The following is a 26277-nucleotide window of genomic DNA, read 5'->3' on the forward strand; positions in this document are numbered from 1 at the left end:
GCAATCTCATCAACAGAGAACATGCTTCCTTCTTCTAATCAACTTAAGAATAAGGTAGAATGGGAGGGAAAGATACGGCCTGCAGTCTTTCTATCCATAAGGCCAGAGACTTAGTTGAAACTTTTTTGAACTTACCTTCGTCTTAACTCTATGAAACTTCTTGAACATTAAAGTGAGGGATTAAACATGTTTGAAATAAAACAAATTGAAGCAGAACATACATACATCTTAAGACAAAAGGTACTTATGCCTGATCACGCTACCCAGGAATGCGGATATACCCGTGATAAAAAGAAAGAAACACTCCACATTGGCGCTTTTAAGGAAGAAAAGCTAATTGGAACAGCATCTTTTTTCAAGGAAACACATGAAATACTTAAGCAGAAAAACGGCTACCGTATGCGTGGACTTGCAATCGATCCAGATCACCGCAATCAGCTACGCGGGCAGACTTTGTTATTATTCGCTGAAAATAAACTTACCCAGCTGGATGCATCAATGCTTTGGTGCACAACAAGCGTGAATAATGTTGAGTACTATCAGCACTTGGGATTCAAAGAAACGGATCACCGGTTTCACTTGCCTTCTAAAGGGCTTAATGTTTTGATGGTTAAACCATTGTAGAACCGCCTCTGGCGGTTTCAGATTGTAGACAAAAGGCATTCGGATGAACTCTATCCGAATGCTTTTTGTCATTTCTAGGGCTAATTTGATGTTTGTAGGCCTATTCGTTGACTATTTTTATACCGCTTTCGCTGGCTTCCATGTCCAGGATGCCAACTTTTTCAAGTTCATGGCAGCAAAAGTAAGCATCGCCTGCATGGACAATTTTTTGAGTCCTCTCAACGTTGTCCAACGCATACCATGCTTTTCTTTTGCATCTGCAAAGACACGCTCTATCGTTTCTTTACGTTTTGCATAAATTGTTTTGTTCTCTTCTGTATGACGAAGGTGTTCAGCTTCATCTAAGTATTCTTGCCAGAGATGCCTTTCAATCAATTTCTGATGATTTTGGCTCTCCGTACATTGGCTTAGGAATGGGCAATTTTCACAAACCTTCGGATCGGAAGAGTATTGTCTGTATCCTTTTTTCGTAGTAGTTCTGTAAGGAAGCACTTGATCGTGCGGGCATATGTAACAATCAAAATGTTCGTCGTACACATAATCACTTTTCTTGAAAAATCCATCTTTTGTTTTTGGCCGTGTATAAGGAAAAACCGGACGAATTTCTTTTTCGTTCAAATAGTGAGCAAGAGCAGGGTTCTTGTAAGCAGCATCGGCAGCAACAGCAGCAGGTTTCTTGTGAAGCTCAGTTACTTGATCAGTAGAGGCTCGAATATTGCACTGTCGTGCACGTTACCAGGCGTAACGATTGTCCCCAGAACAAATCCTTTTTCGTCAGAGGCTGCGTGAAATGAGTAAGCGAACTGTTTTGTTCTTTCATCTTTTACGTAATAGCCACTTTCCGGATCCGTCGTACTTTCTTTAATCTCTTTCTCTTCCGGTTCAAATTTATCTGGGGAAAAGGCTTTTTCCGTTTTCTTCGCGGTCTAGATTGAGTTCGTTTTGGAGCCTTTCCTCATATGATTTCGTTTCTTTTCGTACGATTTTTTTTCTGATACTTTCGTTTATTAGCACTAGCCTTTACGTGAGTTGAATCAATAAATACCTGTTCTCCATTGACCAGTTTCTTATCAATCGCCTCTTTTAAGATGCGGTAAAATATCTGCTCAAACAGATCTGTATCCTTAAAGCGCCGTTCATAGTTTTTACCGAATGTTGAGAAGTGGGGCACCTTGTCATGAAAACCAAAACCCAAAAACCAACGGTAGGCTAAGTTGGTTTCAATCTCTTCAATGGTTCTTCTCATGGATCGAATACCGAAAAGGTATTGGATGAAGGTCATTTTAATCAATATGACCGGATCAATACTTGGACGACCTCGATCTGCGGAATAGACTTTCTCTACTAATGGATAGATGAAAGAAAAATCGAGAGCTTGTTCAATTTTACGGACTAAGTGATCTTCCGGCACCAACTGTTCAAGTGTAATCATTTCTAGTTGATCGCGATTCATTTGATTATTTTTAGACAACATCCAAATCACCTCTGTATTGTTCTATTTTCATTATATAAAAAAACTGCCGACAAATCCCCCAAAAAGGGGGGATTTGTCGACAGTCTGGAACCGCCTCTGGCGGTTTTTTTATGTTGCGGGCTTGGCAGCTCAATTTTCATCAAAGTTTACCTGGTTCGGAGGATTTTATTTAGCAAAAATGCATTTTATTAGCGATTTTTCCAGTATTATTAGCGGTTTTTAACGATTATTTAGCCGAATGTGAAGTCCATTTAGAGTTCGGCTATTTTTCATTAGCTGAAGTTCTCTTTAACTAGCCAAATACAGCTCTTTTAGCCATTTTATCTAAGAAAAAAGCCCGCAGCATTCTACCGCTGCAGGCTTCCCTTCATTTTACTTCTTTGTTTTCGATTGTCAGCTCTTTTGTATCATCCGCGTTTTTCAGCCACTCATATACTGCCTGAGACAAATTTTTCTCAATAATCCGGTCAGCGGCAGTTGGACGTGAGCTCATGCACTGAGATTCATCAAATAACAGCTCTTTAAAATCAAGGTCCATCTGCTGCAGCAGGAATGCTCCCAGCTGTTCTGGCAGAATGGATTCATTAATAATCAAGAATGAGTAGGTCACTCCTTTTTGATCTTTCTCTCTTAAATAATCTGCAGCGTGCATCCACACAGATTCTCCTCCGGTAACAACCAGCCCATCAACAGCGGCCGCCGCATCGCGCATTAAATCAGAAAGTTCTTCTCCAGGGAGCTGAACACAGCACACTCTCTGCTTCATATATAAAAGAGAACTGATCGTATCTTTTACTTTCAGCACATTTGTTACAACTTCATTCAAAGCTGTATCGTATCCTAAAGAGCGGTCAGATAAAATGGAAATTGGAAGAAAGAGCAATTTCACTTGTGCAAAAGACAGCACGTCAACAGCCTTCTTGCTTCCGCCAAATACAATCACTGCGTCATATGCTTCGATGACTTTAATAAAACTTTCCTTATTCTCAATAAGCGTTTTCTCAGATACAGAGCGAATCCAGTTTTCCAAAGCTTCTGCCTTCAGTTCTGATGAAGCCGTCAGCCATTCAAGTCCTTCTATTACGCTGTTCGTTTCAGAGGCGAACTTTGTTATGTCCTGGGTGATAGACTTCGTTTCATTTATTGTATCGATGCCGAGAACTCCGATCCGCATGATATCCCTCCTTCTTTTCTATATATGCTTTTGCTGAAAAGATGCTATGCTTGCGTACTCTTCTTTCAGAAGTCGTGAAAGGCGAATATAAATTGGTGTTAATTCTTTATAAACCTCAACATGTTCTGAGTTCGGCTTGTGGTGGTGAGTACCGCCGACCATATCTGATACTACATCAAGAGAATCAACATGTCCAACTCCATATAAACCAAGAAGTGCAGCACCTAAGCAAGAGCTCTCAAAGCTTTCTGGAACTGAAACCTCCTGATCAAAAATATCCGCCATCATTTGGCGCCATAATTCTGAACGTGCGAATCCGCCTGTTGCCTGAATTTTTTTCGGCTCGCCGATCAGCTCTTCAAGTGCAAGCAGCACAGTATATAAGTTGAAAATAACACCTTCTAATACAGAGCGTATCATATGTTCTTTTTTATGGTGAAGGGAAAGCCCGAAGAAGGAACCTCTCGCGTTTGCATCCCACAAAGGAGCACGTTCGCCGGCCAGATACGGATGAAAGAGCAAACCGTCAGAGCCTGGCTTCACAAGTGATGCAATCTCAGTCAGCACTTCGTATGGATCTTTGCCTAAACGCTTGGCTGTTTCCATTTCAGAAGAACCTAATTGATCGCGCACCCATCTGAAGATCATTCCGCCATTATTAACAGGACCGCCGATTACCCATTTATCATCAGTCAGGGCATAGCAAAAGATACGTCCTTTTGGATCTGTCACCGGCTTGTCCGTAACTGTCCGGATTGCGCCGCTCGTACCGATTGTAACGGCAACAACGCCTGGCTGTATTGCATTCACTCCAAGGTTTGACAAAACTCCGTCACTTGCGCCAACTATAAACGGAACCTCTGCAGGAATTCCCATTTCTGCTGCATAAACAGCATCTAGTCCCGTTAATGAAAATGTTGTATTCACAGGTTCTGAAAGATGTTCCGCCGTAATTCCTGCAACTTCAAGCGCTTCTTTATCCCAATCTAACGACTCCAGGTTAAACAATCCAGTTGCTGAAGCAATTGAATAGTCGATAACAAAGCGCTTAAACAGCTTGTGGAAAACGTACTCTTTAATGGAAATAAATTTAAACGTTTTCAAAAATAAGTCTGATTGTTCATTTCGGATCCACGTTATCTTAGACAGCGGGGACATCGGGTGGATAGGTGTCCCTGTGCGTAAATAAATCTCATGGCCATTCATTTCTTTTGCTATTTTTTCTGCCCACTTGGCACTGCGGTTATCTGCCCAAGTCATGCAATTTGAAAGTGGTGTACCATCCCGGTCAACAGCGATGACACTGTGCATTGCAGAACTGAAAGACACGCACAGCAGATCAGCCGGGTCCACTTTGCTGATTACTTCCTTAATTGTTTTGATCACAGCTTGAAAGATCTCCTGCGGGTTTTGTTCTGCTGTTTCAGGATTCGGAGAATAAAGCGGATACTCCACTCCAAATGTTGAAACGATTGTTCCGTCTGTTTTAAATAAAACGGATTTTGTGCTTGTTGTGCCAATATCGACTCCGATAACAAATTTCTGATTCAAGGTGACTCCTCCTTACATTGCGCCAAAATCTTATTAGAAAATACAAAAGCGCAGGCGCCTTGGTCAGCTCCGACAGTCAGATAAGGATCCGCCAGAAAAGTCAGGTTTTGACTTTTTGGCGATCCATTCTGACCGAGGAGTGAGGCGCCTGCGCTAGGGCGCAAATTAAATGAATTTAATAAGCAAGACCTATTCATGATTAAAATCTTCTAAACAACGAAAAAGAAGATGCTTGTTGTTAAGCCTCTTCCCTTCTCGTTTTAATGCCTAAACGTGTTAGTCTTTATTTACAACAGCATGTCCGCCAAACTCATTACGCAGCGCTGCCACTACTTTTCCCGAGAAAGTATCTTCATCAAGCGAGCGGTATCTCATCATTAAGGATAAAGCGATAATCGGCGTAGCAGTCTGAAGGTCTAATGCTTCCTCAACTGTCCATTTTCCTTCGCCGGATGAATGCATAACTCCCTTGATGCCATCTAATCTTGAGTCTTTTGAAAATGCATTTTGAGACAGCTCCATTAACCATGATCGAATAACAGAACCGTTGTTCCACACTCGTGCTACCTGCTCATAGTCAAAGTCAAATTGACTCTTCTCGAGCACTTCAAAGCCTTCTGCAATAGATTGCATCATTCCGTATTCAATACCGTTATGAACCATTTTCAAATAGTGTCCGCTTCCCATAGCGCCGGCATATAAATAGCCATTTTCAACACAGATATCTTTAAACAGAGGTTCGATTGAAGCAAACACTTCTTTTTCTCCGCCGACCATTGTGCAGGCTCCATTTCTTGCGCCTTCCATTCCTCCGCTTGTTCCTACATCAAAGAAATGAATGCCAAATTCCTTTAATTCGTTTCCGCGGCGAATGGATTCTTTGTAATTTGAGTTTCCGCCGTCGATCACGATATCTCCAGGCGCAAGAAGATCTTTTAATTCAGATAGCACATTTTCTGTAATAACGCCTGCAGGCACCATCATCCAAACCGTTCTTGGAGATGGAAGCTTAGAAACTAGATCTTCAATTGAAGATGAGCCTGCCGCACCCATATTAGCAATTTTATTTACAGCATCTGAATCAATATCAAATGCAACAACCTCATGTTTATGATCTATTAAATTAAGTGAAAGATTATATCCCATTTTCCCTAAACCGATTAAACCTACTTGCATGTTTTAAAACTCCTTTATATCTTGTTTTTGTCCTATTTCTATTATACGAAAATTTTTTTCTTCTGCAATCGTTTTCAAGAAATTTTTTTTCATATTCTTTTTATGCTATACTTTTTTTCGGAAGGATAAAATATATTTAAGATTCCGTATTCATGTCTAGCAGAAGCGCCAGACTCCCCAGCTAGAACGTCTGCAGGAGCGGGCCTTGGCGCTTCCGCTTTTCTTAGTAAATGTAAGCGAGGTCATACTTTATGGGGCAAAACTGTTTAGGAAGTATTCGTTCTCATTATGCAAGGTTAAGTGAAAAAGAAAAAAAGATTGCTAATTATATTTTGGAGAACCCAAAAGAAATTATTCATAGCACGATTAACGAAGTGGCCGATAATCTTGGCGTTGCAGAAGCAACTGTTTTCCGTTTTTGTAAGCGCATAGATTTTAAAGGGTACCAGGCCATGAAAATTGCTCTTGCCTCTGAAATCATGAGTCCGATTCAGCAAATCCTCGAGGAAATTAATGACAATGACAATGAAAAGGCTGTCGCTGAAAAGGTTTTCCATTCAAATATCAGAACACTCGAAAACACACTTCAGATATTGGATTTTTCCTCCATAAAAAAAGCCGCCGGCATTCTCACAAACGCGAATCACGTTAATTTTTATGGAACGGGAGGATCGGCCATCATAGCTATGGATGCCTATCATAAGTTTATACGTACTGGTATTTCGGCCTATGCGTTCATCGATTCGCACTTTCAGCTGATGTCGGCTTCCCAGCTGACAGACCGTGATGTTGCTGTCGTTATTTCTCACTCAGGAACGAACAAGGACACAATTAAGGTGATGAATACGGCTAAAAAAAATGGAGCAAAAACCATTGGCATTACTGGATTTCCAAAATCACCGATCGGCCAAAATGCAGATGTCGCTCTCTTTACCAGCTCTGAGGAAACGGAATACCGGTCAGAAGCGCTCGCTTCAAGAATTGGCCAGCTCAGTCTGATTGATGCTCTTTATGTAAACATGATGATTTCAAACAAAGATGACGCAAAAAAATCATTGGAAAAAGTTCGTGACGCAATTTCGGAAACACGCGTATAACGAGAGAGCCTCTTGGTTCTCTTTTTTTTCCGCCCTCTGAAAATAAAATATTTTTTCATAAATGTATTGATTTTAAAAAATATTTTTCATATAATCGGAATCACTAGTTGAAAGTGCTTTCAAATTTTTAAACAAGAAAGGATTTTATACATGCTATTACTCATCGTCTTCGCAGCAATCGTTGCGCTTCTACTGCTCATAACTGTGGCAAAGCTGAATCCTTTTGTCGCGTTAATTGTAACCGCTATTGGCGTTGGTCTTGCGACTGGAATGCCGCTTATTTCTACTAATCCCGAGGTTCCTGGCATCATTGATTCGATTAAAGCCGGCATGGGAAATACGTTAGGGTTTCTTGCAATTGTTCTTGCACTAGGTACAATGCTTGGTAAAATGATGGCAGAATCAGGCGGTGCTGAGCGCATTGCCAATACTCTGATTGCAAAATTCGGAGAAAAAAATGTTCACTGGGCAATGATGTTTGTTGCTTTCATCGTTGGGATACCTGTTTTCTTCCAGGTTGGGTTCGTTCTCTTAATCCCGCTTGTTTTCACAATTGCACGCCGTACTGGAGTTTCTTTAGTCAGCCTTGGTGTTCCGCTTGTAGCTGGTTTATCTGTTGTGCACGGCTTAGTTCCTCCGCATCCAGCCGCAATGGCAGCTGTTGGAATATTCAAAGCTGACGTAGGCACCACGATTCTTTACTCGATTATTGTTGGTCTTCCGACTGCAATCTTAGCAGGTCCTGTTTACGGTAAATGGATTGGTAAACGCATACACAAAACTGTTCCAAAGGAAATTGGGGATCAGCTGACAGAACAAAAAGATGAAAAAGAGCTTCCTGGATTTTTAAATACTGTTATCACGGTTTTAATCCCTGTTTTCTTAATGCTTTCTGCTTCGATTGCAGAGCTGTTTTTATCAAAAGAAAGCACAGCATTTGAAGTTTTCCGATTCCTTGGAGATCCTGTTGTTGCTCTATTAATTGCAGCCGTCTACTCATTCTTCAGTCTTGGCTTCTTCCGCGGCATGAACCGTGATAAAATCTTGAAACTGACAAACGACTGCTTGGCTCCTACTGCTACGATTCTATTAGTTATCGGTGCAGGCGGCGCGTTTAATAAAGTTCTACTTGATTCAGGCATTGGTGATTACATTGCACAGCTTGCGCAGGAATCGAATGTTTCTCCGATTCTCCTTGCATGGGGAATTGCTGCGATGATTCGCATTGCAACTGGTTCTGCCACTGTTTCCATGATGACAGCAGCCGGTATCGTTGCTCCAATTGCAGCAGTAGCTCCGGATGTAAACCTTGAGCTTCTTGTATTAGCAACAGGCGCTGGCTCACTCATTCTTTCTCACGTTAATGATTCAGGTTTCTGGATGATTAAAGAGTATTTTGGGATGACTGTTAAAGAAACGCTTCAAACGTGGACAGTGCTTGAGACTATCATTTCAGTTGCGGCACTTGTATTTATCTTATTGTTAAGTATGTTTGTATAAGAAGAAAAATCCTCAAGCGATTGCTTGAGGATTTTTTTATGGTCTGATTTTAATTAATTGAATCACAGTCTTATCAATGATCTGTTTTCCTCGAAAATAACTGACTGAATAGCCGGCAGCTGCTATTGATAGGGAGACGAGCAAATAAATCATCCAGTACAGATGCGTGCCTGCATGATATATGCTAAGCACAAACGCTCCTGTGAACCAAAAGATAATATGCAGGAGATGCTGAAGCTTGTATCGCTTTTGCTCAGCAATTGCCTCAATAAAAAAAACCGTATAGATGACAGCTAGCATGGCATAAATAAAAGAAACAACAACGAGCATAACAATCATGCCTGATCACGCTCCTTTAAACTCCTCTACATTTTCTCACAATTGATGAATTCTATAAAGAAGTTTATCCAATAGTTACCCAGGTAACTTTTCTAGTATTCTATGTTATAATTACCTAGGTAACTAATTTGCGAGGAGAAATAATATGTCAGAAATTGATCAGAATATTTTCCACTCCATTCAGCAGCTATCAAGGCAGCTTACAAAACGGCTGAACGAGGTTTTACAGCCCTATGGCCTGTTCAGTGCACAATGGACCGTTTTATTCACCTTAAAAAAATATGGAACACTTACACAGACAGATCTCTGTGACTACCTCTCAATTGAAGCTCCGCCAATGACCCGGACGATTCAGAGACTTGTGAAGCAAGGGTATGTTATTCAAATCCCAGGTTCAGATAAACGGACAAAGCATATAAAGCTTACAGATAAAGCAATAAATGATTATGCGCTATGGGAAAAATCCGTATTAGAAATGGAGAATGACTTACTTAAAGCAATTCCTGATGACATGCAAGATCCTCTCCGGACATACATCCAGCAGTGGCTTCAGCACATAAGAAATTCAGAACGGGGATGAAAGTATGAAAGAACAAAAACTATGGACAAAAGATTTTCTCTCTATCTCTTTAAGCAGCTTTTTTCTGTTTTTAACGTTTTACTATTTGCTTGTTACTCTTCCAATCTATTCTCTTCATGATTTAAACGGCAAGCCATCACAAGCAGGACTGATCGTGACAATTTTTCTTCTGGCAGCGATTGTCATCCGCCCTTTTGCAGGAAAGTGGATTGAGCTCTGCGGAAAAAGGATTGTGCTGATATCCTCTCTTTCTATCTTTGCTTTAGGATCTCTTCTCTACTATTTTACAAATACAATGAACGGATTGTATCTTCTCCGCTTTTTTCATGGGATTGGATTTGGAATGGCTACAACAGCTGCAGGGGCAATTGTTGCAGATATTATTCCAGAATCCAGGCGCGGGGAAGGAATGGGCTATTATGCGATGTCAATGAACCTTGCAATGGTCATCGGTCCGTTTCTCGGACTTACTGCAATGGAACAATGGGGAACAGCAGCGATGTTCGGCATCTGTATCTTCACTGCCTTTTTCTCTCTGTTCTCATGTCTTATAATCAAGATGCCAAAGCCTGTAAAAACAAGCAGCAAAGTGGTGCCTTCAATCGATAACAAAGGCTTGAAAGGACTATTTGAACCAACAGCCATTTCGATTGCTATTGTTGCAGGTTTATTTGCCCTTGTCTACGCTTCTATTCTTTCGTTTGTTTCGGTTTATGCGAAACAAATTGGCTTATTTGAAGCAGCAAGCTACTTCTTTGTGGTATATGCTATCGTCATGTTAATTGCACGGCCCTTCACGGGAAGATGGTTTGATCAATACGGGGCAAATGTCATCATTTATCCGGCGATTGTTTGCTTTGCATCAGGCATGGTGCTTCTAAGCATGGCAGATACATCATTAAGCTTTTTACTGTCGGCAGCTCTTATTGGCTTAGGCTGGGGAACTTTGTTTCCAAGCTTTCAAACGATAGCCATACAATCTGCGGAACCTAAAAGAAGAGGGCTTGCCACTGCTACCTTCTTATCCATTTTTGATATCGGAATCGGCATTGGCTCCTTCCTTGTAGGTGTCATCACGACAAAAATTGAATTTAGTTCCCTGTATTTCTTCAGTTCATTTTTCATCTTGGGAGGCCTTGCTGTTTATTATGCTCTGCATGGTAAAAAAACGAGTCTGAAATACAAGAATGAAAGCAGTGCACCGCTGTTGAAAGCGAATGGCTGATCTTAAAACCTCTGATTATAATCAAGGGTTTTTCTTTTGAAGACCCCCTATTATCAATATTACTAATAAATATTATAATTTATATTTATTTTACTAATAGTTATGAAGTTGATAAAGTTATCTTAAGAACAAATTGCTTAGGAAGTGTACATCATGTTGAACAGTCAAACAAAGCTAAAACATCAGCAGTTTCCTTTTATGCAAGGGATTTTGCTGACATTCATATTTGCAGCTATTGCTTCTTATATAGCAAGTTTCTCCTTATTTTCCGTTATAGGACCCCTTATCATCGCCATGATTCTGGGAATATTGTGGAGAGCTTCTGCCGGAATAAGTGAACCAGTGCTTACAGGAGCCTCTTTTTCAAGTAAAAAGCTATTGCGCCTCGGCATCATTTTTCTCGGAATGAGATTAAACCTGACAGCTCTCTATCAAGCTGGAATTAACGTGTTTATCCTTTCCTTAATCGTAATCCTCTTTACCATACCCCTGGTATATACTCTTTCCCGCTTTCTCAAAGTGGATAAGAAAATCAGTATACTCACCGCATGTGGAACCGCAATTTGCGGGGCTGCAGCAGTTGCAGCAATTGCCCCATTGGTGAAGGCGAATGATGAGGAGACAGCTGTAAGTGCAGGAACCATTGCCATTTTAGGCACGGCCTTTACTCTGCTATACACCTTTTTATATTCTTTTATAAATCTAACACCCTATGGTTTCGGTGCTTTTTCCGGAGGAACGCTGCATGAGATTGCACATGTCGTAGCTGCGGCATCGATTGGAGGAACCGAATCAGAAGATATAGCTATTATCGTAAAATTAACCCGTGTCGCCCTGCTTGTACCCTCTGCTCTGATAGTCGGAATCCTTTTTAGAGAAAAAAAGACAGAAGGTGCTCCCTCTTCCCTGCCTATTCCTTGGTTTATTCTAGGATTCCTTTTCATGAGCGGGTTGAATACAGCTGGAATTGCTTCAGAGGAAACTGCCTCTTTCCTTGTCTCTTTTTCCTATCTATTAATTGGAATGGCCATGGCTGGACTTGGATTAAACGTAAACTTAAAGACTTTTAAAAAGCTTGGCTCTAAGCCGTTGATTGCCGGTTTGACAGGGTCTGTGCTGCTGTCTGCTGCGGGGTATGGGTTAGTCCTATTGCTTGGGCTTAATTAAAAAAAGGAGGACCGGTCAATTACGATCGGTCCTTCGTATTAATGAGCTATTAATGCCTTAACCCGCTTCTCAAGCAGCTCTGTCCCTCCATACCCAGTCAGCACACTCGCAATTTCGCCATTCCTATCCACAAAAAAGGTTGTAGGCACCGCCGCTACTCTATATAGTGAAGAAGCTTCCCCTGTCTTATCAAGCAAAACAGGAAATGAAAATCCATAGTCTTTAGCGAACATATACGCTCCTTCTTCTGAATCCTGATTGGTCATATTGACGGCATAAATCTTCACCTGACCTTTATATTTCTCAGCAAGCTTCACTAAATCAGGTGCTTCCATTTTGCAGGGACCGCACCAGGATGCCCAGAAATTCAGAACAATGGGCTGATCGTAGGGCGGTTTTATTTCATGTTCTTTCTGATTGATATCCGAAAGCTTAAGTTCAGGAGCTTTTGCTGCAGCAGATTGTTCCAGCGGAAGACAAAGACTGAGCAGTACAGCGAGCAGAATTATTCGTGCCATCTAAATCACTTTCCTTTTTTATCCTTATCATTCTCCTTTAAGAATGGACATATTCCTGTGAGACGAGCGTACATATGAATTAAGATGTTTTTGAAAGGAGCGGCTGGTGTTGCTGTCTAAAACAAGTTCACAAATCTTCACCCTCTTTTTTCTCGTCCTCCTGATTGGAACGATGGCCTATTTAGATTCATTTCAGGCAAGAAATATCGAAACAGGATCCTTTCCTATGGCTGCTGAAGAAGAAGCAGCGACTGCGGCAAAGGAGCAGCCGCTTTTTACAGTGTACGAGGATAAGAAAATTTCATCAGAAGTGAAAGATGGATATTGGGTAGAAACGTATCAGGAGTTTGAAATCCTTAAAGATGCAGATGGTAAAACGGTTGAAGTGAAGCCGACAGAGAACTACAGTTACTTAAAATATAGAGTAGATTAAATGACAAAAAAGCTGATCTGTATGAAGATCAGCTTTTTCATTTTGAAAGCAGGATATATCCTTTGTTATACAGCTTTCCGTTCTGCTGAAATTTAGACGGGCAGGTTTCCACAAGATAATCTCCCTGCAAATGGCCAAGACTCAATTGCATCGTTTGCTCGAAAGGATTCTTTTTATAAAAAGAATCCGCCAGGTGCCGCTCTTTTCCGATTGAAAGCCCCTTTGGCACGAAGATGTCCCAGTTCGAAAGACGAATCACACCTGAAATAGCCAAGTCTCTCCGTCCTGCTGCATGAAAATCCGTCACCAACCGAATAAAGGCCGATGGTCCTGTTCATATTGCTTCATTTATAGTACCGTCCCCGCCCATTGCCGCAACAAAATCAAGCTTTCTTTCACAGGCTTCCCGGGCAAACTCCATTGCATCTCCCTCGCCTTTTGTTTCATGGAGCTCTGTTTCATAGCCCATTTTATTCGTTGTTTTAAAAGCATGTTCCGTATATTCAGTCCCTTTTTCCTTTCCTGAAGATGGGTTTACAATTAACATTGCCTGCTTCAAACCATTTTCCCCCTCGACTTAAAATGCCTATAATTTACCTTACCCCTAAAATAGACAAATTGAACCGTCGTACAAAAAAACATTACTCCTTTTACTGAAGTAATGTTCCTTATCACAGGATGGCAATCCGTTCATAAATATCCCTCAGGTTTCTGCAGCCGAGCCCTTTTACATCCTCTACATATTTACACCATAATTTCGCTGTCAAGATGGCGTCGCCTAACGCATGATGACGGTCTATAACAGGAATCTGCTTATGATCACACCAATCTTCAAGTCTTACATACTCTGAATTCGGTTCAGCGATGCGGTATAAAAAAGAAGTGTCCACAATCCGGTGCTTAAAAGGTGCACGGAACAGTTTCCTGCTTGCATGCTGCATAAAGTTTTTTTCATGTGAAGAGTGATGGGCAACAAGTGTATCTCCTTTTACAAACTTATAAAATTCGATCATGGCTTCTTCAAGGGAAGGCGCATCCTTTAAGTCATCATCAGTAATGCCCGTTAACTCACGGATTTCATCGGACATCCCATTTTCATGTCTGACAAGCGAGTAGAAACGTTCCTCTTCCTTCAGCGTGCACCCGCTCACCTTAACTGCTCCGATTGCAATGATTTCATTCCCCTGCTCTGGGAAAAATCCGGTTGTTTCAATATCAAAGACAACTACATTCAGATCATCTAATGGAACCGACAGCGCCTCCTCTGCTTTCATTTCGCGCTGAAGCTGACGCAAAAACGCGATTTGCTGGGAGTTTTGCCCGCTTTGAGCAGTTCCAAATACGCTCGTTTGAAACTTTCCGTGCACTTCTCTTATAAAATGAACGAACGGATTCGTCTTCATTTATGAACACCCTTTTCAATGATTCCCTGCACAAAGTGATGCAGCTTTTTCCCGTTTTTCAGGATGGTTTTCATTTCTTTTCTCTCCGCACGGCTGAGCTTTTGAATGGGAAGGTAATGTACATCATCGTAATCTTGGATTCTCTTTAAATTAAACATCCGAAACTGCAGCAGATTTGCAAAGCTGGTTTTATAGTCTCTCAGCTCATTCCGATAAAATTCGTCTTTGCTGAGTTCATCAATCCGGTCCAAAGTTGATGCGGCTAATACTCCTTCTTTAATGGCAAGGATTCTTACCGCATTTACATACGGCAAAAACGCAGCCTGCTTTAAATTCAATGATCCCTGATAAGGGCCGCTGTTTTCAGTAAAGATTTGCCCAAGAGGACCAACAGAAGGCTTGAGGTGCATGATATTATCCATAAACCGTTTTAATAGTTTCGGAGACTTTTTCCGGCATTCATCAATGACGTTTTTTAAATGGTCAATAAATGCTTCTTCTCCCTCTAAAACTCTTGCATCAACAAAAATCTGCAGATACCGCATTGACTCGAAGCTGACTTCATCCATCCATTTTGACAGCTGTTTTTCAAAAGCTCCAAGCGATTTGCACCAGACAGGATTTGAGCTCATGACTTTTCCTTCGCAATAAGGATATCCTGCAATATGAAGACCTAAGGAAACTTCTTTTCCAAGTGCCAGAAAGTACTGATCTGCATCCGTACCGCTTTTTTCATAAACCATTCCATGATCCTGGTCACTGATGACCCCCTGTTCATATCTCCCTGCACTCCCCATGACAAACCATGTAAAGGGTGAAGGAGGAGTCCCCTTTTCCTCCTTCACCCTTTGCAGAGATACGTTAAAAACCGCCCGCATGACTTGATCGTGAAATTGATTTAATGAGTGCGTATCAGATGTATATTTATTTATCTCTTCATCTTTCCATGCACGAATCGATTCGTAGCTTTCTCCCATTTACAGCACTTCCCTTTCGCTCCGGAATTAAGAGCTGATCTTATCCTCTTTTGATAAGAATACTTCAGGATAGCCGTAACTTCCATGCTCACTCATATCAAGCCCCATAATTTCTTCTTCTTCCGTTACACGAAGACCGCCCATCAGCTTTTTAGCGGCAAAGAGAATGATAAATGAAACGATAAAAGCATAAGCCCCGGATACGCCTGCACCCATAATCTGAACACCTAATTGTTCAATGCCTCCGCCATAGAATAATCCCGGCTTTCCAACTGTCGCTAGTTCAGGTGCTGCGAAAAATCCTGTTGAAATCGTACCCCAAACCCCTGCTGCGCCATGAATGGATAAGGCGTAGATTGGATCGTCTATTTTTCTCTTTTCGAAAATCGTCGCAGTCGTAGCCCCGACGATATTCGCCGCATCACAGACACAAAGCTCCTCTTCTTCTAAAAGCGCATAAGCAATTTTCAACCTTGTATCATCAGCGAGGGCTTTATAAATTTCCGCCACATTAGCCGTTTCCTGTCCTCGAAGCTTGTTCTTAACCCGTTCCACTTTTTCCGAATCCACACAAGTTATTTCACACACATCCTGCAGGCTTCACTTCATCACATCCTATTCATTCAAACGTTTGTTTGATTAAAGTATATGCACGATAATATGAACAGTTAAACAATTATTTGAATGTTTGTGTAAATAGATAATCTTCCCTATAATGATAACTACACAAGAAGTCAGAAGGAGACCCACGATGAAAAAAGAAAAACAAGAAGCAGACACGTTTCATGATCTGGACGAAGAAACCCTCTTCATCTCTTCCCAGACCTTCAAGGCGCTGTCAGACCCAACACGGCTCCGCATATTAAACCTGCTCACTCAAGGTGAACGGTCCGTAAATGAAATTGCTGAAACATTATCTCTTCTCCAATCAACCGTATCCCACCAGCTAAGATTTCTAAAAAACCTCCGCCTCGTGAAATTCCGCCGCGAAGGAACAACCTTATTCTATTCACATGACGACGAACACGTTATCGGGCTTTTGAAGCAGATGATTGAGCATGCCAGGCACTGAAACGAAATGCGGAACCGGCTGTTCTGGCCTAGGAGTTGGGCGGTAAAGCCTTCACAAGCAAAACTTGAAATTTGGGATCCTTAATGACACGAATCCGTTCAGCTTGATTTAAACTTTTAGCCAATTTATTAGCCGAAATTCAACTTTTTATAGTGGAATTTCCGTTTTTATTAGCTGATTTTGGACTTTATTTAGTCAAACCCAATTAAATAAAACAAAACCAATCTGCAAAAAAAAGAGACACGACCGTGTCTCTTTTCTAATTACAGTGATCATCCCCGCAGCAAGTTGAATCCTTCCTATCAATCTGAATCGTTGTGTGGTGCAGTCCAAATTGATCATGCAAAATACGGTTTGCTTTTTTCAATAAGTCCTGCTGATTCTCCCCGCTCTCTACTATTAAATGACAGCTTAGCGCCGGAAAATCTGATGTTATCGACCACACATGCAAATCATGGACGCCGCACACTTCTTCTATTGTTAGAAGAGCAGCCCGAATTTCGTCCGTTTTCAGATTTCCAGGTACACCTTCCATTAAAATATGAAAAGACTCCTTCGTCACTCGGAATCCGCTGATAATAATCAACACGGCAACAATAATGCTTGCAATCGGATCTGCAAGGCCAAAGCCAAAAAACATAATGAGAAGCGCCGCGATAATCGCGCCCACCGAACCAAGCATATCACCTATAACATGCAGAAAAGCACTTTTTACATTCAGATTCTCATCTTTATCTCCGCGCATCAGGATAAAAGCAGCAGCAATATTCACAATCAGACCTATACTGGAAATCAAGAGCATACCAGAACTGATGACCTCAGGCGGATCGATAAACCGCTGATACGCTTCCCAGAAAATATAGACTGAAATCACAATTAAGGAGAGGCCGTTAATAAAGGCAGCCAAAATCTCAAACCTTTTATAGCCGAACGTTTTAGATGCTGAAGCTCCTCTTGCTCCAAAAGTCAGAGCTAGAAAGCTTAACCCTAATGCAGCTGCGTCACTGAGCATATGTCCTGCATCAGACAGCAGCGCCAGACTATTCGTCAGCAAACCCCCGATCACTTCTACAACCATAAATAGAGTGATAATTAAAAATGCCAGAAGGAGTGCTTTTTTATTGCTTGTATGATGATGATGATGTCCCTCATGACCTTGATGATTATGCGAGTGTCCCATTTTAATCTCCCCGATCCTCATTATATGAGTATGTGTTCATATATTAATTATTTCAAATTATTTCAAGATTTGCAAGCTATATTTATAATTCACATACCCTATTTTTTTCATTAATAAAGTTAGGAGAAGGGATTTTACCATTTAAGTCCGAATTTATAATATTGAATTATTCAAACTATTTTATAGACTATTTATTTATAATAATTATAAAATAGTATTGATTTTTTACTGATAGATGTTATCATTGTAAATAGGTTAAATAATATGAAACTATGAGGTGATTCGATTTATGAGTAATGAGAGAAAAAATCTTACTACTAGTTGGGGTGCGCCTGTCGGGGACAACCAGAATTCAATAACAGCAGGTTCTCGCGGTCCAACGTTAATTCAGGATGTCCACCTTCTAGAGAAGCTTGCACATTTTAACAGAGAACGTGTGCCTGAGCGCGTCGTTCATGCAAAAGGTGCAGGAGCACATGGCTATTTTGAAGTAACAAATGATGTAACAAAATATACAAAAGCAAACTTCTTATCAAAAGTTGGTAAACGTACACCTATGTTCGTCCGTTTCTCAACTGTAGCCGGCGAAAACGGTTCAGCTGATACAGTGCGCGACCCGCGCGGATTTGCTTTGAAATTCTATACTGAAGAAGGAAACTATGACTTGGTCGGAAACAACACGCCTGTTTTCTTCATTCGCGATGCGATTAAATTCCCGGATTTCATCCATACACAAAAGCGTCATCCGCAAACACATCTTAAAAACCCAGATGCAGTTTGGGATTTCTGGTCTCTTTCACCAGAATCTCTTCATCAGGTAACGATTTTGATGTCTGACCGCGGGATTCCTGCAACGTTCCGTCATATGCATGGCTTCGGAAGTCATACATTTAAATGGACAAATGCTGAAGGCGACGGCGTCTGGATCAAATATCATTTCAAAACAGAACAGGGCATTCAAAACCTCGCTCCGGAACTTGCAGCTAAAATTGCTGGAGAAAATCCGGACTACCATACTGAGGACCTATTTAATGCAATTGAGAAAGGCGATTTCCCTGCATGGAAAATGTATGTACAAATCATGCCTTTAGAAGATGCAGACACATATCGCTTCGATCCATTCGATGTTACAAAAGTTTGGTCTCAAAAAGACTATCCGTTAATTGAGGTTGGACGCATGGTTCTCAACCGTAATCCTGAAAACTACTTTGCAGAAGTTGAGCAGGCTACATTCTCACCCGGAACACTTGTCCCTGGAATCGATGTATCTCCGGACAAGATGCTTCAAGGCCGTTTATTTGCCTACCATGATGCAGCCCGTTACCGCGTAGGTGCGAACCATCAGGCACTGCCGATTAACCGTCCTAAAAATGAAGTAAACAATCACCAGCGTGACGGTCAAATGCGCTTTGACAACAACGGCGGCAGCTCTGTCTACTACGAGCCAAACAGCTGCGGCGGACCAGCAGAATCAGCTGAAAACAAGCAGGCTGCTTTCCCTGTTCAAGGCATTGCAGACAGCGTCTCTTACGATCATAACGATCACTACACTCAGCCTGGAGATCTCTATCGTCTCCAAAGTGAAGAAGAGCGCGCACGCCTTGTTCAAAACTACATTGAATCAATGGCTCCCGTCACAAAAGAAGAAATCAAACTGCGTCAAATCACGCATCTTTATAAAGCTGATCCGGAATTCGGACAGCGTGTAGCTCAGGGACTTGGACTTCAGGTTCCGCAGCAGGTTTAAGTAAATTGAAGTAAAAGCTTTACAATTCGTTCTCAATTTTATTCTCATTTTGCATCCGCTTTGTTGGCGGGTGCTTTTTTTTCATTGATTTAAGGTTGTAGGAACGATTTCTTGTCTCACCGGTAACAGGTAAATTCAAAGATATTAGGAGTTTGCTGGCTATATGAATATATGATAGATTGAGGAAATTTCGTAGCTCTTTGTTTGTAATACTTTGACTAATAAGCAGGTTATAGTCACTTAAAGATTCAATATGAGCATCTTTTGAAAAAAAAGAGCACTCCCGGCATATCCATCTTCCCCTGCCTCTCCGCATAAGCGAAGCTGAACATGCCGGGCAAAAGACACCCTTAACAAGCTCCTTCTGACTGATTGTGAACTGCTGAAGAATATTTACATCTGCTGGACAATGCTCTTTTACAATCCTTCTTGAAAGCTTCTGAATGAGTTTAGAAGTATACATTTCTTTCTGATGAATTTTTCGAAGTGTCTCGGTTTGCGCTGGAAGTTTTGCATTCAAAATCACTGTTTCAAAGATATGCTGATTGTCCGGCAAAGTTCTGAGGATGGCACGCGGGCTTGTAAAGATGACAAGCGGTTCAACAGGGATAAACGGAAATTTATTCAGCTGAAGCCATTTAGTAAATTGAAAGCATTGTCTCTCAACCTGAAGAATTGGTTCAGGAAATGCTTCTTCTTTCTCATCTAGAGTTCTAATAAGCTGATGAAAATGAGAGTCAAAGAAAATTTTCCCTGCAATATTTTTCACTTCCAGAACGAGAATAAACCATTTTGACAGGATAAGAGTGTCAATCTGAAAATAGTGTGTTCCATCAAAAATTCTAATATCGTGAAATATGAAGTAGTCTTCTTCAGCAAGAAAACTAAGCGGATAATCAATACTTAGCTCTCCCCTATAACCTGCCATTCTTTTTGCTAAAACTTCTTTAATATGGGTTCTTTTATGATCATCAGGAGGCAGTCTTCTTAACAATGCTTCAAGTTTATGAATATAAACTGGGGTTGAGTGAGATTTAACGATCATTTCATCTCCCCTTATAGATTAGGATGATGTAATTGTACTGTATCTTTAAATCGTTGTAACCGCTGAATATTTGAGTTTTCATGGAAGAAAAACTGTTTTTCGCTGCATAAAATATAAAATTATCCAAGCTAATTGAAAGATATTTCCTTATAAAAGAGTATTTTAGCAGGTAATTAAAAAGGTACGGCATACTTAAAAATTTGCAAGTTTCAAAATGATAATATAAATTCGATTAGTTCATTAAACATTTAGCTGAAATCCGAATTTTTTTAGCCGAAAATGAAGAATTTCTAGCCGATTTCGGGATTTTTTTAGCCAAGACGAAAATAACACGTTTCAGCTAATGACTGTATCTAGCCAACATTTCTATTTTCTATCTGATACTTCTTTATTTTAGCTGAAGTCACCCTTTTATATCTAAATCCACGATACATAAAAACAGCCGCTCCAAAGCGGCTGCCAACTCAATAAATATCCCTGCGTGAAAACACTATAAACGAAACAATCAGCCCGGCTGCTGCCCAGATGCTGAGGACACTCATGGAAAATCCCAGTGTCATCCCGTTGATAGGAGGCGCCATGCCTGCTACATAATCGGTCAGTCTTAGGTTGACCATGAAAAAGTACTTGGCTGATTCCCATGAGGAAACCATATTGGCAAGAATGGCTCCTGCAATCAATGCGGCGAGCATCACTCCCATAACAGAGGCGGTGCTTTTCATAAGCACGGAGAGAGTAAAGGTCAGGGTTCCGACGACAAGCGCCACGAACCACACTAGCCCGAGCTCCATCAAAATGTACTGCCACTGTTCAACCAACCGGACCTGATCGGTGTTCAAGTCCTCACCCTGGACTGTAAACCCAGTTAGGATCGGCATATTCCAGCCGCCATATCCAAAGACGATTCCTGATATGAGATAGGAAAGTAGTCCGAGTGATAAGACGATAAAAGAAACCGACAAAATTAATGTGATGTACTTGCTTAATAAAATTTTCCACCTTTTTACCGGCCTTGTTAACAGCAGCTTGATTGTTCCCCTTGTTGCCTCAGAGGAGACGAGATCGGCTGCGATGACCATGACCATCAGCGGCAGCAGGAGGTCAATGGAATTCTCCGCAAACATTCTCATAAAGGTTGGTGCTCCGGGAGCACTTGGATTAATGTCGTTATCCAGGTAATACTGCTGCTGCTCCATCCGAATTTGCAGATATTTCTTCCATTCAGCTGAGATGCCGCTTGAGCTTAACCTGTTCTGCGCATTGATAATTTCCTGCTGCAAGTGAGAACGCCAGTCGGTTGTTCCCAATTCTTCTTGAAGGGTTTTAGCTTCTTTCATTTGTGCATATGTGAAAAGTCCGACTAGTACGGCTAATATTCCGGCAATGATAAAAAGCCGCTTCTTCCGGATAATTTTGATCATTTCATTATAGACGAGGTTAATCAATGCTTTCACCTTCAGTCAGCTCGATAAATAAATCTTCAAGTGTAGGCAGTTTTGTCTGGATCTCCCGAACTTTTACACCTGCTCGAACTAATTTCTCATTCCAATCAGGAATGCTTTCTTCCTCATTATGGGTAACGATCCTGTCATCATAATCGGTAATCAAGGTTGTTTCCGCCGCTAAGATGGCTTTTCCTTTTTCAAAAGGATCAAGTCTCCAGATGACTCGCTCTTTTTCAGCAAGAAGATGCCGAACGGTGTCGACCTTAAGAATGGCACCTTTTGAAATAATCGCAACCCGGTCACACATTAATTGAATCTCACTGAGCAGATGGGAGGAAACAAGGACACTTAAGCCTTCTTTTTCCGCTAAAAAGCGAATGAATTCCCGCATCTCTCTAATGCCGACAGGATCAAGTCCGTTTGTGGGCTCATCCAAAATCAGCACCTTCGGCTTGCCTAATAGTGCTTGTGCAATCCCAAGGCGCTGGCGCATTCCAAGGGAATAGGTGCTTACCCTGTCGCCAATTCGATTTTGCAGACCGACAAGCTCTACTACTTCATCAATCCGCTCCTTTGGAAGGCCGGGAACCATTCTCCAGAAATAGTGAAGGTTCTCAAGTCCTGTCAAATAAGGATACAGCTCCGGATTTTCAACAATACAGCCGATATTTTTGATCGCATTTGAAAAATCTGATTTAAGATCGTGGCCGCAGATGGTAATCCTGCCGGATGTTGCTTTGATCAATCCGACGAGCATGCGGATCGTTGTTGTTTTGCCTGCGCCATTTGGGCCCAGAAATCCAAATACTTCTCCCCTATGAAGCTTAAAAGAGATGTCTTTGATGATTTCTTTTTTGCCTATTTTCTTCCGCAGATTTTCAACAACCAGTGTTTCATTTGAATTAGTCATCCTGATTATCCTCCCCGCTGAATACGATCAAAGATGACAGCCGTTCTCCTATTAGCTTGTAACCTTCCGAATTGGGATGAAACTTGTCACTGTACAAATAATCATTTACATTCTGCTCAAATAAATCAAATGTCGGAACCATGACAACTTTTGGATATTTCGCTGCAATTTCGGCAGAATCAAAATTCCATTGCCGCACGATGGCAGAAGTTGTTTTTGCATCCTCCAAATCATTAAAGGGATTGTAGAGGCCAACGTAATAAACGGCTGCTTCTGAATTCACCTTGCGTATTTCCTGAATGATTTTATCTAAGTTCATTAAATAACTCGCTTTAGCCTGATCATTTTCCGCAGAAGATAAATTTTCAAGTGCCTGTCCGCCTTGAAAGAGGTCATTTCCGCCAATGGTCATCACAATTGCATCTGCCGCTTTGACCTGTCTTCTGATCTCAGGTTTTTGGAGCTGCTTTACTGTCTGATCTGAGACTTGGCCTTTAATTGCTAAATTAGAAAGCTTAATCTCCCGCTCTGTTTTTTCTTTAAGCTCATCTACTAAATAGCCAATATATCCTTTGCCTGACTGATCACCTGTTCCCCGTGTCAATGAATCGCCAAGCGCTACAATTTGATAGTCTTCATCCGTGCCGCTCACTTTTGCTTCAGCAGTTGAATCCTGTTTTACTTGACTATCCGGTTTGCTGAAAAAATAATTGTTTATCGTCCAGCCCAAGCCGAAAATCCATAAAACTGTCGCCAGTACGGATAAGATAGTAATAAACTTCGCTGTATTTATCTTCAAACGATCACCTTTTCTCCTAATTAAAAACTTGTTACCCATCAATTTACATGATTTCAAAACATATAAGCAACTAAGAATGCTTCCATTTTCTGATAATCAGCAGGTTTGTTCAAGTAATTGCCATATTTAGTTTTTGTACATAGTTATTCACAGGGTATTGTCCTGCTAAAGAGTTTTGTGGATGAAGTATGCTACTAGAGTTAAAGAATTCAAAATGGAGGATTTGATTGGAGACTAATAACGAAAGACTTGCTGCGAGATCAGCAAGTCTTTCTCTTATTTTATCGTTCCTTGAGCCTGTATAAAACAATATCTCCATAAACAGGATCAAAAAGAGGATTTGAATGAAACTCCTTTATTTTTTCAAGCTGATCCTGCTGGTTTCCCCCTGAATTGTCGCCTGATAATAGTTTTCAATAAGTCCTTCGTCATTATAATAGAGAATGATTCTCATTGTTAATATAATTTTCATATTCTGTCAATGGGAGTGATCCTTATTTCAAAGCTTTCAGCCACTTTCTCTGTCTGATTCCGCATGAGAAATACAAGATAGACGAAACCCCGGCAATGCCTGAGGAACCATACCAGATAATAGGATTCTGTAAATGGTATCCCGCAAAGAAACCAGCTATTCCAATAAAGCATAAAAAGAAATGCCGGCGTTTTTGGTTTTCATAGATCTTAAAAACAAAATCCTTCTTCTGCATTCTTTCTTCAAGATCGAGCCGCCTTTTTGGTGCGTCAAGCAGCCCTGCCAACAAAGGAACAAATTGAAAAAACGGGAGAGCAGAAACCCATTTTAAAAGGAGCTTCCATTGATTCGGTGAATTATGTTTCATCCAATCTATAAATACCGGTTTAATAACGTCCAGAGTTTCTTTGCCAGGCAATAGAGAGTGAATGATCCCTTCAACAGCCGCAATTGAGCGTCCTAAAAAAACAAATCTTGTGGGAACTTGAACAGGGAGTGATTTGACCATTTCATTCACTTCTTTATTTAGTGCAATCATATCGAGCTCTTTCAGCTGGCTAAATTGAAATGACAGCGCCTCTTCAAGAAGGTTTTCAATTGTCGCAAGGTTTGCGCCTGGAAGTAAAAAACCAAGCTTCGATAGACTGTCTGCAGCCTTAGAATAATTTTTGAGCAATATTGCCTCTAGAAGTTCCTGAAAAAGAGCTGCATCTTTTTTAGATATTTCTCCAATCATTCCAAAGTCAAGCAGGATGATGGTTCCATCCTCTTTCAAAAGGACATTTCCCGAATGAGGATCAGCATGGAAGATGCCCGCTTGAAGCCACTGCGGAAGAAAAATTCCAACTAGGTTCTCTGCAGCATCCAACCTGTCAATATGATGGGCTTCAACAAATTCAGTATCCGTTACCCGCCTGCCTTCCACCCATTCCATAACAAGTACTTTCGAGGTGGAAAGCTCATCATACACGGAGGGAATGATAAGCTTATCCGTGTTTTTAAACCGTTCCCGGAAGAAGCAGGCTGACTCCTTCTCCTTTACAAAATCAAGCTCCCTCTCAATGACTTGCTTAATCTCTTTAAAAAGCAGGTTAAAATCAATAAACCCTTTAGGCACAGGGGCAAAGCGGCGGGCAAACCAAAAAATGATGGAAAGAGAGCGAAAATCCACGTCCACAATCGATCTGATCGCTGGACGCTGAACTTTTATGGCAACTTCTGATCCATCCAGGAGCCTGCCCCTGAAAACCTCTCCAATTGAAGCGGAAGCGACCGCTACGTTATCGATGGATTGCAATTTGTCTTCAACCAGGCCTCCCCACTCATTTTCAAGCACTTCTTTTATCTCTTTCCATTGCGAAGGAGGAACATGATCAACAAGATCCTGAATTTGCCGGATAAATCCATTCGGCAGCAGATCTGCGCGAATACTCAGCAGCTGCCCTGCCTTAATCAGCAACCCTTTTAATTCGAATAGGATTTCACGAAAACGGCATCCTGTCTTTTCCCAGAACCTTTCCCACTCTTCTTCCGATTTCCGGCTGATCCTGTACCAATAGACTTGTATAAAAATAGAGAACGCAAATGAGAGAATCTTCCACATTCGATAAGACTTACTGTGATTTTTCATTTATCTTCCCCTCCGCTTAGTGAATCAAGTGTTATTCCCTTATCAAATACTGACTCATCATCTCAAGCATCATTGCCATCACCCGTTCATATTCAGAGCCGATTTCCTGCTTCTGCAGCGCCAGCAGAAATATACTTTTCAGCAATGCTGCTACAGTCTCTGGATGATGATCGTTCAAATATCCGTCCTCTTTCCATGAAAGAACTAATGCTCCGATTTCAAGATCATCATTTTGTGTATGAGCTTCCACTTGTTCCTTTGGCAAAGTTCGCAACAGATGATGCATTTCTTCCGAATTCATTTTTCCCATTAACGGATTTTCATCTATAAATGTAAGAGCTCCTTTCATTTTTGTTTGAAAGCTCTCCCTTGGTGAAAGTCCCTGAACAAGAAGATCACTGAAAAATGTCTTTCGCATCTCTTTTTCAAGATCCTCCAAGATTTCGAAGAACATCACTTCTTTCGATGGATAAAATTTATAAAAAGCCCCTTTTGATATTCCGGCTGCTCTCGTTAAATCCTCAACGTTTGTTTTGCGAATCCCATGAAGTTCAAGCATTTCTTTGCCTTTTTCTAGCAATGCTTTTTTGATTCTTTGTTTTTCGTGTTCTGTAAATGCTCTTGGCATTGTATTCAATCCTCTCTGAATCTTTGTGACTTATTTGTTTTTATAGTCACATAATACTTTTAAAATCCATTTTAATCCATCTTTTTCTTTCGACAAATAAAAAAAGCCTGC

General features: G+C 41.0%; 26 protein-coding genes and 1 pseudogene. 9 read left to right on the top strand and 18 right to left on the bottom strand.

Annotated features, from left to right (window positions below):
* Positions 1–186: 186 nt before the first annotated feature.
* Positions 187–624 (top strand): GNAT family N-acetyltransferase, encoded by a 438-nt coding sequence (locus tag LIT25_23640; GenBank protein USK33465.1) that lies wholly within the window; start codon positions 187–189, stop codon positions 622–624.
* A 117-nt stretch (positions 625–741) separates the two neighbouring features.
* On the opposite strand, the pseudogene LIT25_23645 reads toward LIT25_23640, so the two are convergent.
* From LIT25_23645 to gnd, 4 genes and pseudogenes are all read right to left on the bottom strand, one after another.
* Positions 742–2098 (bottom strand): annotated as a pseudogene (locus LIT25_23645) (IS1182 family transposase).
* Positions 2099–2465: 367 nt separating this feature from the next.
* On the bottom strand, positions 2466–3272 hold the full coding sequence (locus LIT25_23650) for a 6-phosphofructokinase (protein ID USK33466.1): 807 nt from the start codon (positions 3270–3272) through the stop codon (positions 2466–2468).
* A gap of 18 nt (positions 3273–3290) precedes the next feature.
* Positions 3291–4823 carry a gluconokinase gene (gene gntK / locus LIT25_23655; protein USK33467.1) on the bottom strand — a complete coding sequence of 511 codons (1533 nt, stop codon included), beginning with the start codon at positions 4821–4823 and terminating at the stop codon, positions 3291–3293.
* A 276-nt stretch (positions 4824–5099) separates the two neighbouring features.
* A complete protein-coding gene (gene gnd, locus LIT25_23660; protein ID USK33468.1) occupies positions 5100–5999 on the bottom strand; it encodes a decarboxylating 6-phosphogluconate dehydrogenase in 900 nt (299 codons plus the stop codon).
* A gap of 251 nt (positions 6000–6250) precedes the next feature.
* Between gnd and LIT25_23665 the strand changes: the two genes are divergently transcribed.
* On the top strand, positions 6251–7096 hold the full coding sequence (locus LIT25_23665) for a MurR/RpiR family transcriptional regulator (protein ID USK33469.1): 846 nt from the start codon (positions 6251–6253) through the stop codon (positions 7094–7096).
* Between the two features lie 150 nt (positions 7097–7246).
* The gene (locus LIT25_23670) at positions 7247–8596 is read left to right on the top strand and encodes a GntP family permease (GenBank protein ID USK33470.1); all 1350 of its coding nucleotides are present in this window, start codon (positions 7247–7249) and stop codon (positions 8594–8596) included.
* Positions 8597–8632: 36 nt separating this feature from the next.
* On the opposite strand, the gene LIT25_23675 is transcribed toward LIT25_23670, so the two are convergent.
* Positions 8633–8935, bottom strand: a complete 303-nt coding sequence (locus LIT25_23675) for a hypothetical protein (protein ID USK33471.1) — start codon at positions 8933–8935, stop codon at positions 8633–8635.
* Positions 8936–9080: 145 nt separating this feature from the next.
* Here LIT25_23675 and LIT25_23680 point away from each other — a divergent pair, with 145 nt between their 5' ends.
* The 3 genes from LIT25_23680 (at position 9081) to LIT25_23690 (ending at position 11907) form a co-directional block, all read left to right on the top strand.
* Positions 9081–9515 (top strand): MarR family transcriptional regulator, encoded by a 435-nt coding sequence (locus LIT25_23680; GenBank protein USK33472.1) that lies wholly within the window; start codon positions 9081–9083, stop codon positions 9513–9515.
* 4 nt (positions 9516–9519) lie between these two features.
* The gene (locus LIT25_23685; protein USK33473.1) at positions 9520–10740 is read left to right on the top strand and encodes an MFS transporter; all 1221 of its coding nucleotides are present in this window, start codon (positions 9520–9522) and stop codon (positions 10738–10740) included.
* Between the two features lie 153 nt (positions 10741–10893).
* Positions 10894–11907 carry a putative sulfate exporter family transporter gene (locus LIT25_23690; GenBank protein ID USK33474.1) on the top strand — a complete coding sequence of 338 codons (1014 nt, stop codon included), beginning with the start codon at positions 10894–10896 and terminating at the stop codon, positions 11905–11907.
* A gap of 38 nt (positions 11908–11945) precedes the next feature.
* Here the strand turns inward: LIT25_23690 and LIT25_23695 are convergent, their stop codons facing one another.
* On the bottom strand, positions 11946–12425 hold the full coding sequence (locus LIT25_23695) for a TlpA family protein disulfide reductase (protein USK33475.1): 480 nt from the start codon (positions 12423–12425) through the stop codon (positions 11946–11948).
* 109 nt (positions 12426–12534) lie between these two features.
* Between LIT25_23695 and LIT25_23700 the strand changes: the two genes are divergently transcribed.
* A complete protein-coding gene (locus tag LIT25_23700; GenBank protein ID USK33476.1) occupies positions 12535–12858 on the top strand; it encodes a hypothetical protein in 324 nt (107 codons plus the stop codon).
* 37 nt (positions 12859–12895) lie between these two features.
* On the opposite strand, the gene LIT25_23705 is transcribed toward LIT25_23700, so the two are convergent.
* From LIT25_23705 to LIT25_23725, 5 genes are all read right to left on the bottom strand, one after another.
* Positions 12896–13132: a hypothetical protein gene (locus LIT25_23705; GenBank protein ID USK33477.1), complete on the bottom strand. Its 237-nt coding sequence runs from the start codon at positions 13130–13132 to the stop codon at positions 12896–12898.
* Positions 13133–13192: 60 nt separating this feature from the next.
* Positions 13193–13417: an acylglycerol kinase family protein gene (locus LIT25_23710; protein ID USK33478.1), complete on the bottom strand. Its 225-nt coding sequence runs from the start codon at positions 13415–13417 to the stop codon at positions 13193–13195.
* A gap of 112 nt (positions 13418–13529) precedes the next feature.
* Complete coding sequence (locus LIT25_23715) at positions 13530–14261, bottom strand: 3'-5' exoribonuclease (GenBank protein USK33479.1); 732 nt, start codon at positions 14259–14261, stop codon at positions 13530–13532.
* Entirely contained in the window at positions 14258–15238 is a 981-nt protein-coding gene (locus tag LIT25_23720; protein USK33480.1) for a DUF294 nucleotidyltransferase-like domain-containing protein, read from the bottom strand. The genes LIT25_23715 and LIT25_23720 overlap by 4 nt, the downstream gene beginning before the upstream one ends.
* Positions 15239–15265: 27 nt before the next feature.
* A complete protein-coding gene (locus LIT25_23725; protein ID USK36395.1) occupies positions 15266–15748 on the bottom strand; it encodes an ArsR family transcriptional regulator in 483 nt (160 codons plus the stop codon).
* A gap of 241 nt (positions 15749–15989) precedes the next feature.
* On the opposite strand from LIT25_23725, the gene LIT25_23730 reads away from it, so the two are divergent.
* Positions 15990–16310: a metalloregulator ArsR/SmtB family transcription factor gene (locus LIT25_23730; protein USK33481.1), complete on the top strand. Its 321-nt coding sequence runs from the start codon at positions 15990–15992 to the stop codon at positions 16308–16310.
* Between the two features lie 259 nt (positions 16311–16569).
* On the opposite strand, the gene LIT25_23735 is transcribed toward LIT25_23730, so the two are convergent.
* The gene (locus LIT25_23735) at positions 16570–17490 is read right to left on the bottom strand and encodes a cation diffusion facilitator family transporter (protein USK33482.1); all 921 of its coding nucleotides are present in this window, start codon (positions 17488–17490) and stop codon (positions 16570–16572) included.
* Between the two features lie 289 nt (positions 17491–17779).
* Here LIT25_23735 and katA point away from each other — a divergent pair, with 289 nt between their 5' ends.
* Positions 17780–19237 (top strand): catalase KatA, encoded by a 1458-nt coding sequence (gene katA / locus LIT25_23740; GenBank protein ID USK33483.1) that lies wholly within the window; start codon positions 17780–17782, stop codon positions 19235–19237.
* Between the two features lie 19 nt (positions 19238–19256).
* Here the strand turns inward: katA and LIT25_23745 are convergent, their stop codons facing one another.
* From LIT25_23745 to LIT25_23770, 6 genes are all read right to left on the bottom strand, one after another.
* Positions 19257–20282 (bottom strand): NERD domain-containing protein, encoded by a 1026-nt coding sequence (locus LIT25_23745; protein USK33484.1) that lies wholly within the window; start codon positions 20280–20282, stop codon positions 19257–19259.
* Between the two features lie 464 nt (positions 20283–20746).
* A complete protein-coding gene (locus LIT25_23750; protein ID USK33485.1) occupies positions 20747–21727 on the bottom strand; it encodes an ABC transporter permease in 981 nt (326 codons plus the stop codon).
* Complete coding sequence (locus LIT25_23755) at positions 21720–22637, bottom strand: ABC transporter ATP-binding protein (protein ID USK33486.1); 918 nt, start codon at positions 22635–22637, stop codon at positions 21720–21722. The genes LIT25_23750 and LIT25_23755 overlap by 8 nt, the downstream gene beginning before the upstream one ends.
* On the bottom strand, positions 22630–23436 hold the full coding sequence (locus LIT25_23760; GenBank protein USK33487.1) for an SGNH/GDSL hydrolase family protein: 807 nt from the start codon (positions 23434–23436) through the stop codon (positions 22630–22632). Before LIT25_23760 ends, LIT25_23755 begins: the two co-directional genes overlap by 8 nt.
* A gap of 494 nt (positions 23437–23930) precedes the next feature.
* Complete coding sequence (locus tag LIT25_23765) at positions 23931–25538, bottom strand: AarF/ABC1/UbiB kinase family protein (protein ID USK33488.1); 1608 nt, start codon at positions 25536–25538, stop codon at positions 23931–23933.
* 31 nt (positions 25539–25569) lie between these two features.
* Positions 25570–26166, bottom strand: a complete 597-nt coding sequence (locus LIT25_23770; protein USK33489.1) for a TetR/AcrR family transcriptional regulator — start codon at positions 26164–26166, stop codon at positions 25570–25572.
* Positions 26167–26277 lie beyond the last annotated feature (111 nt).

It is taken from the genome of Bacillus sp. F19 (genome assembly GCA_023823795.1).
GTDB lineage: Bacteria > Bacillota > Bacilli > Bacillales > Bacillaceae > Bacillus_P.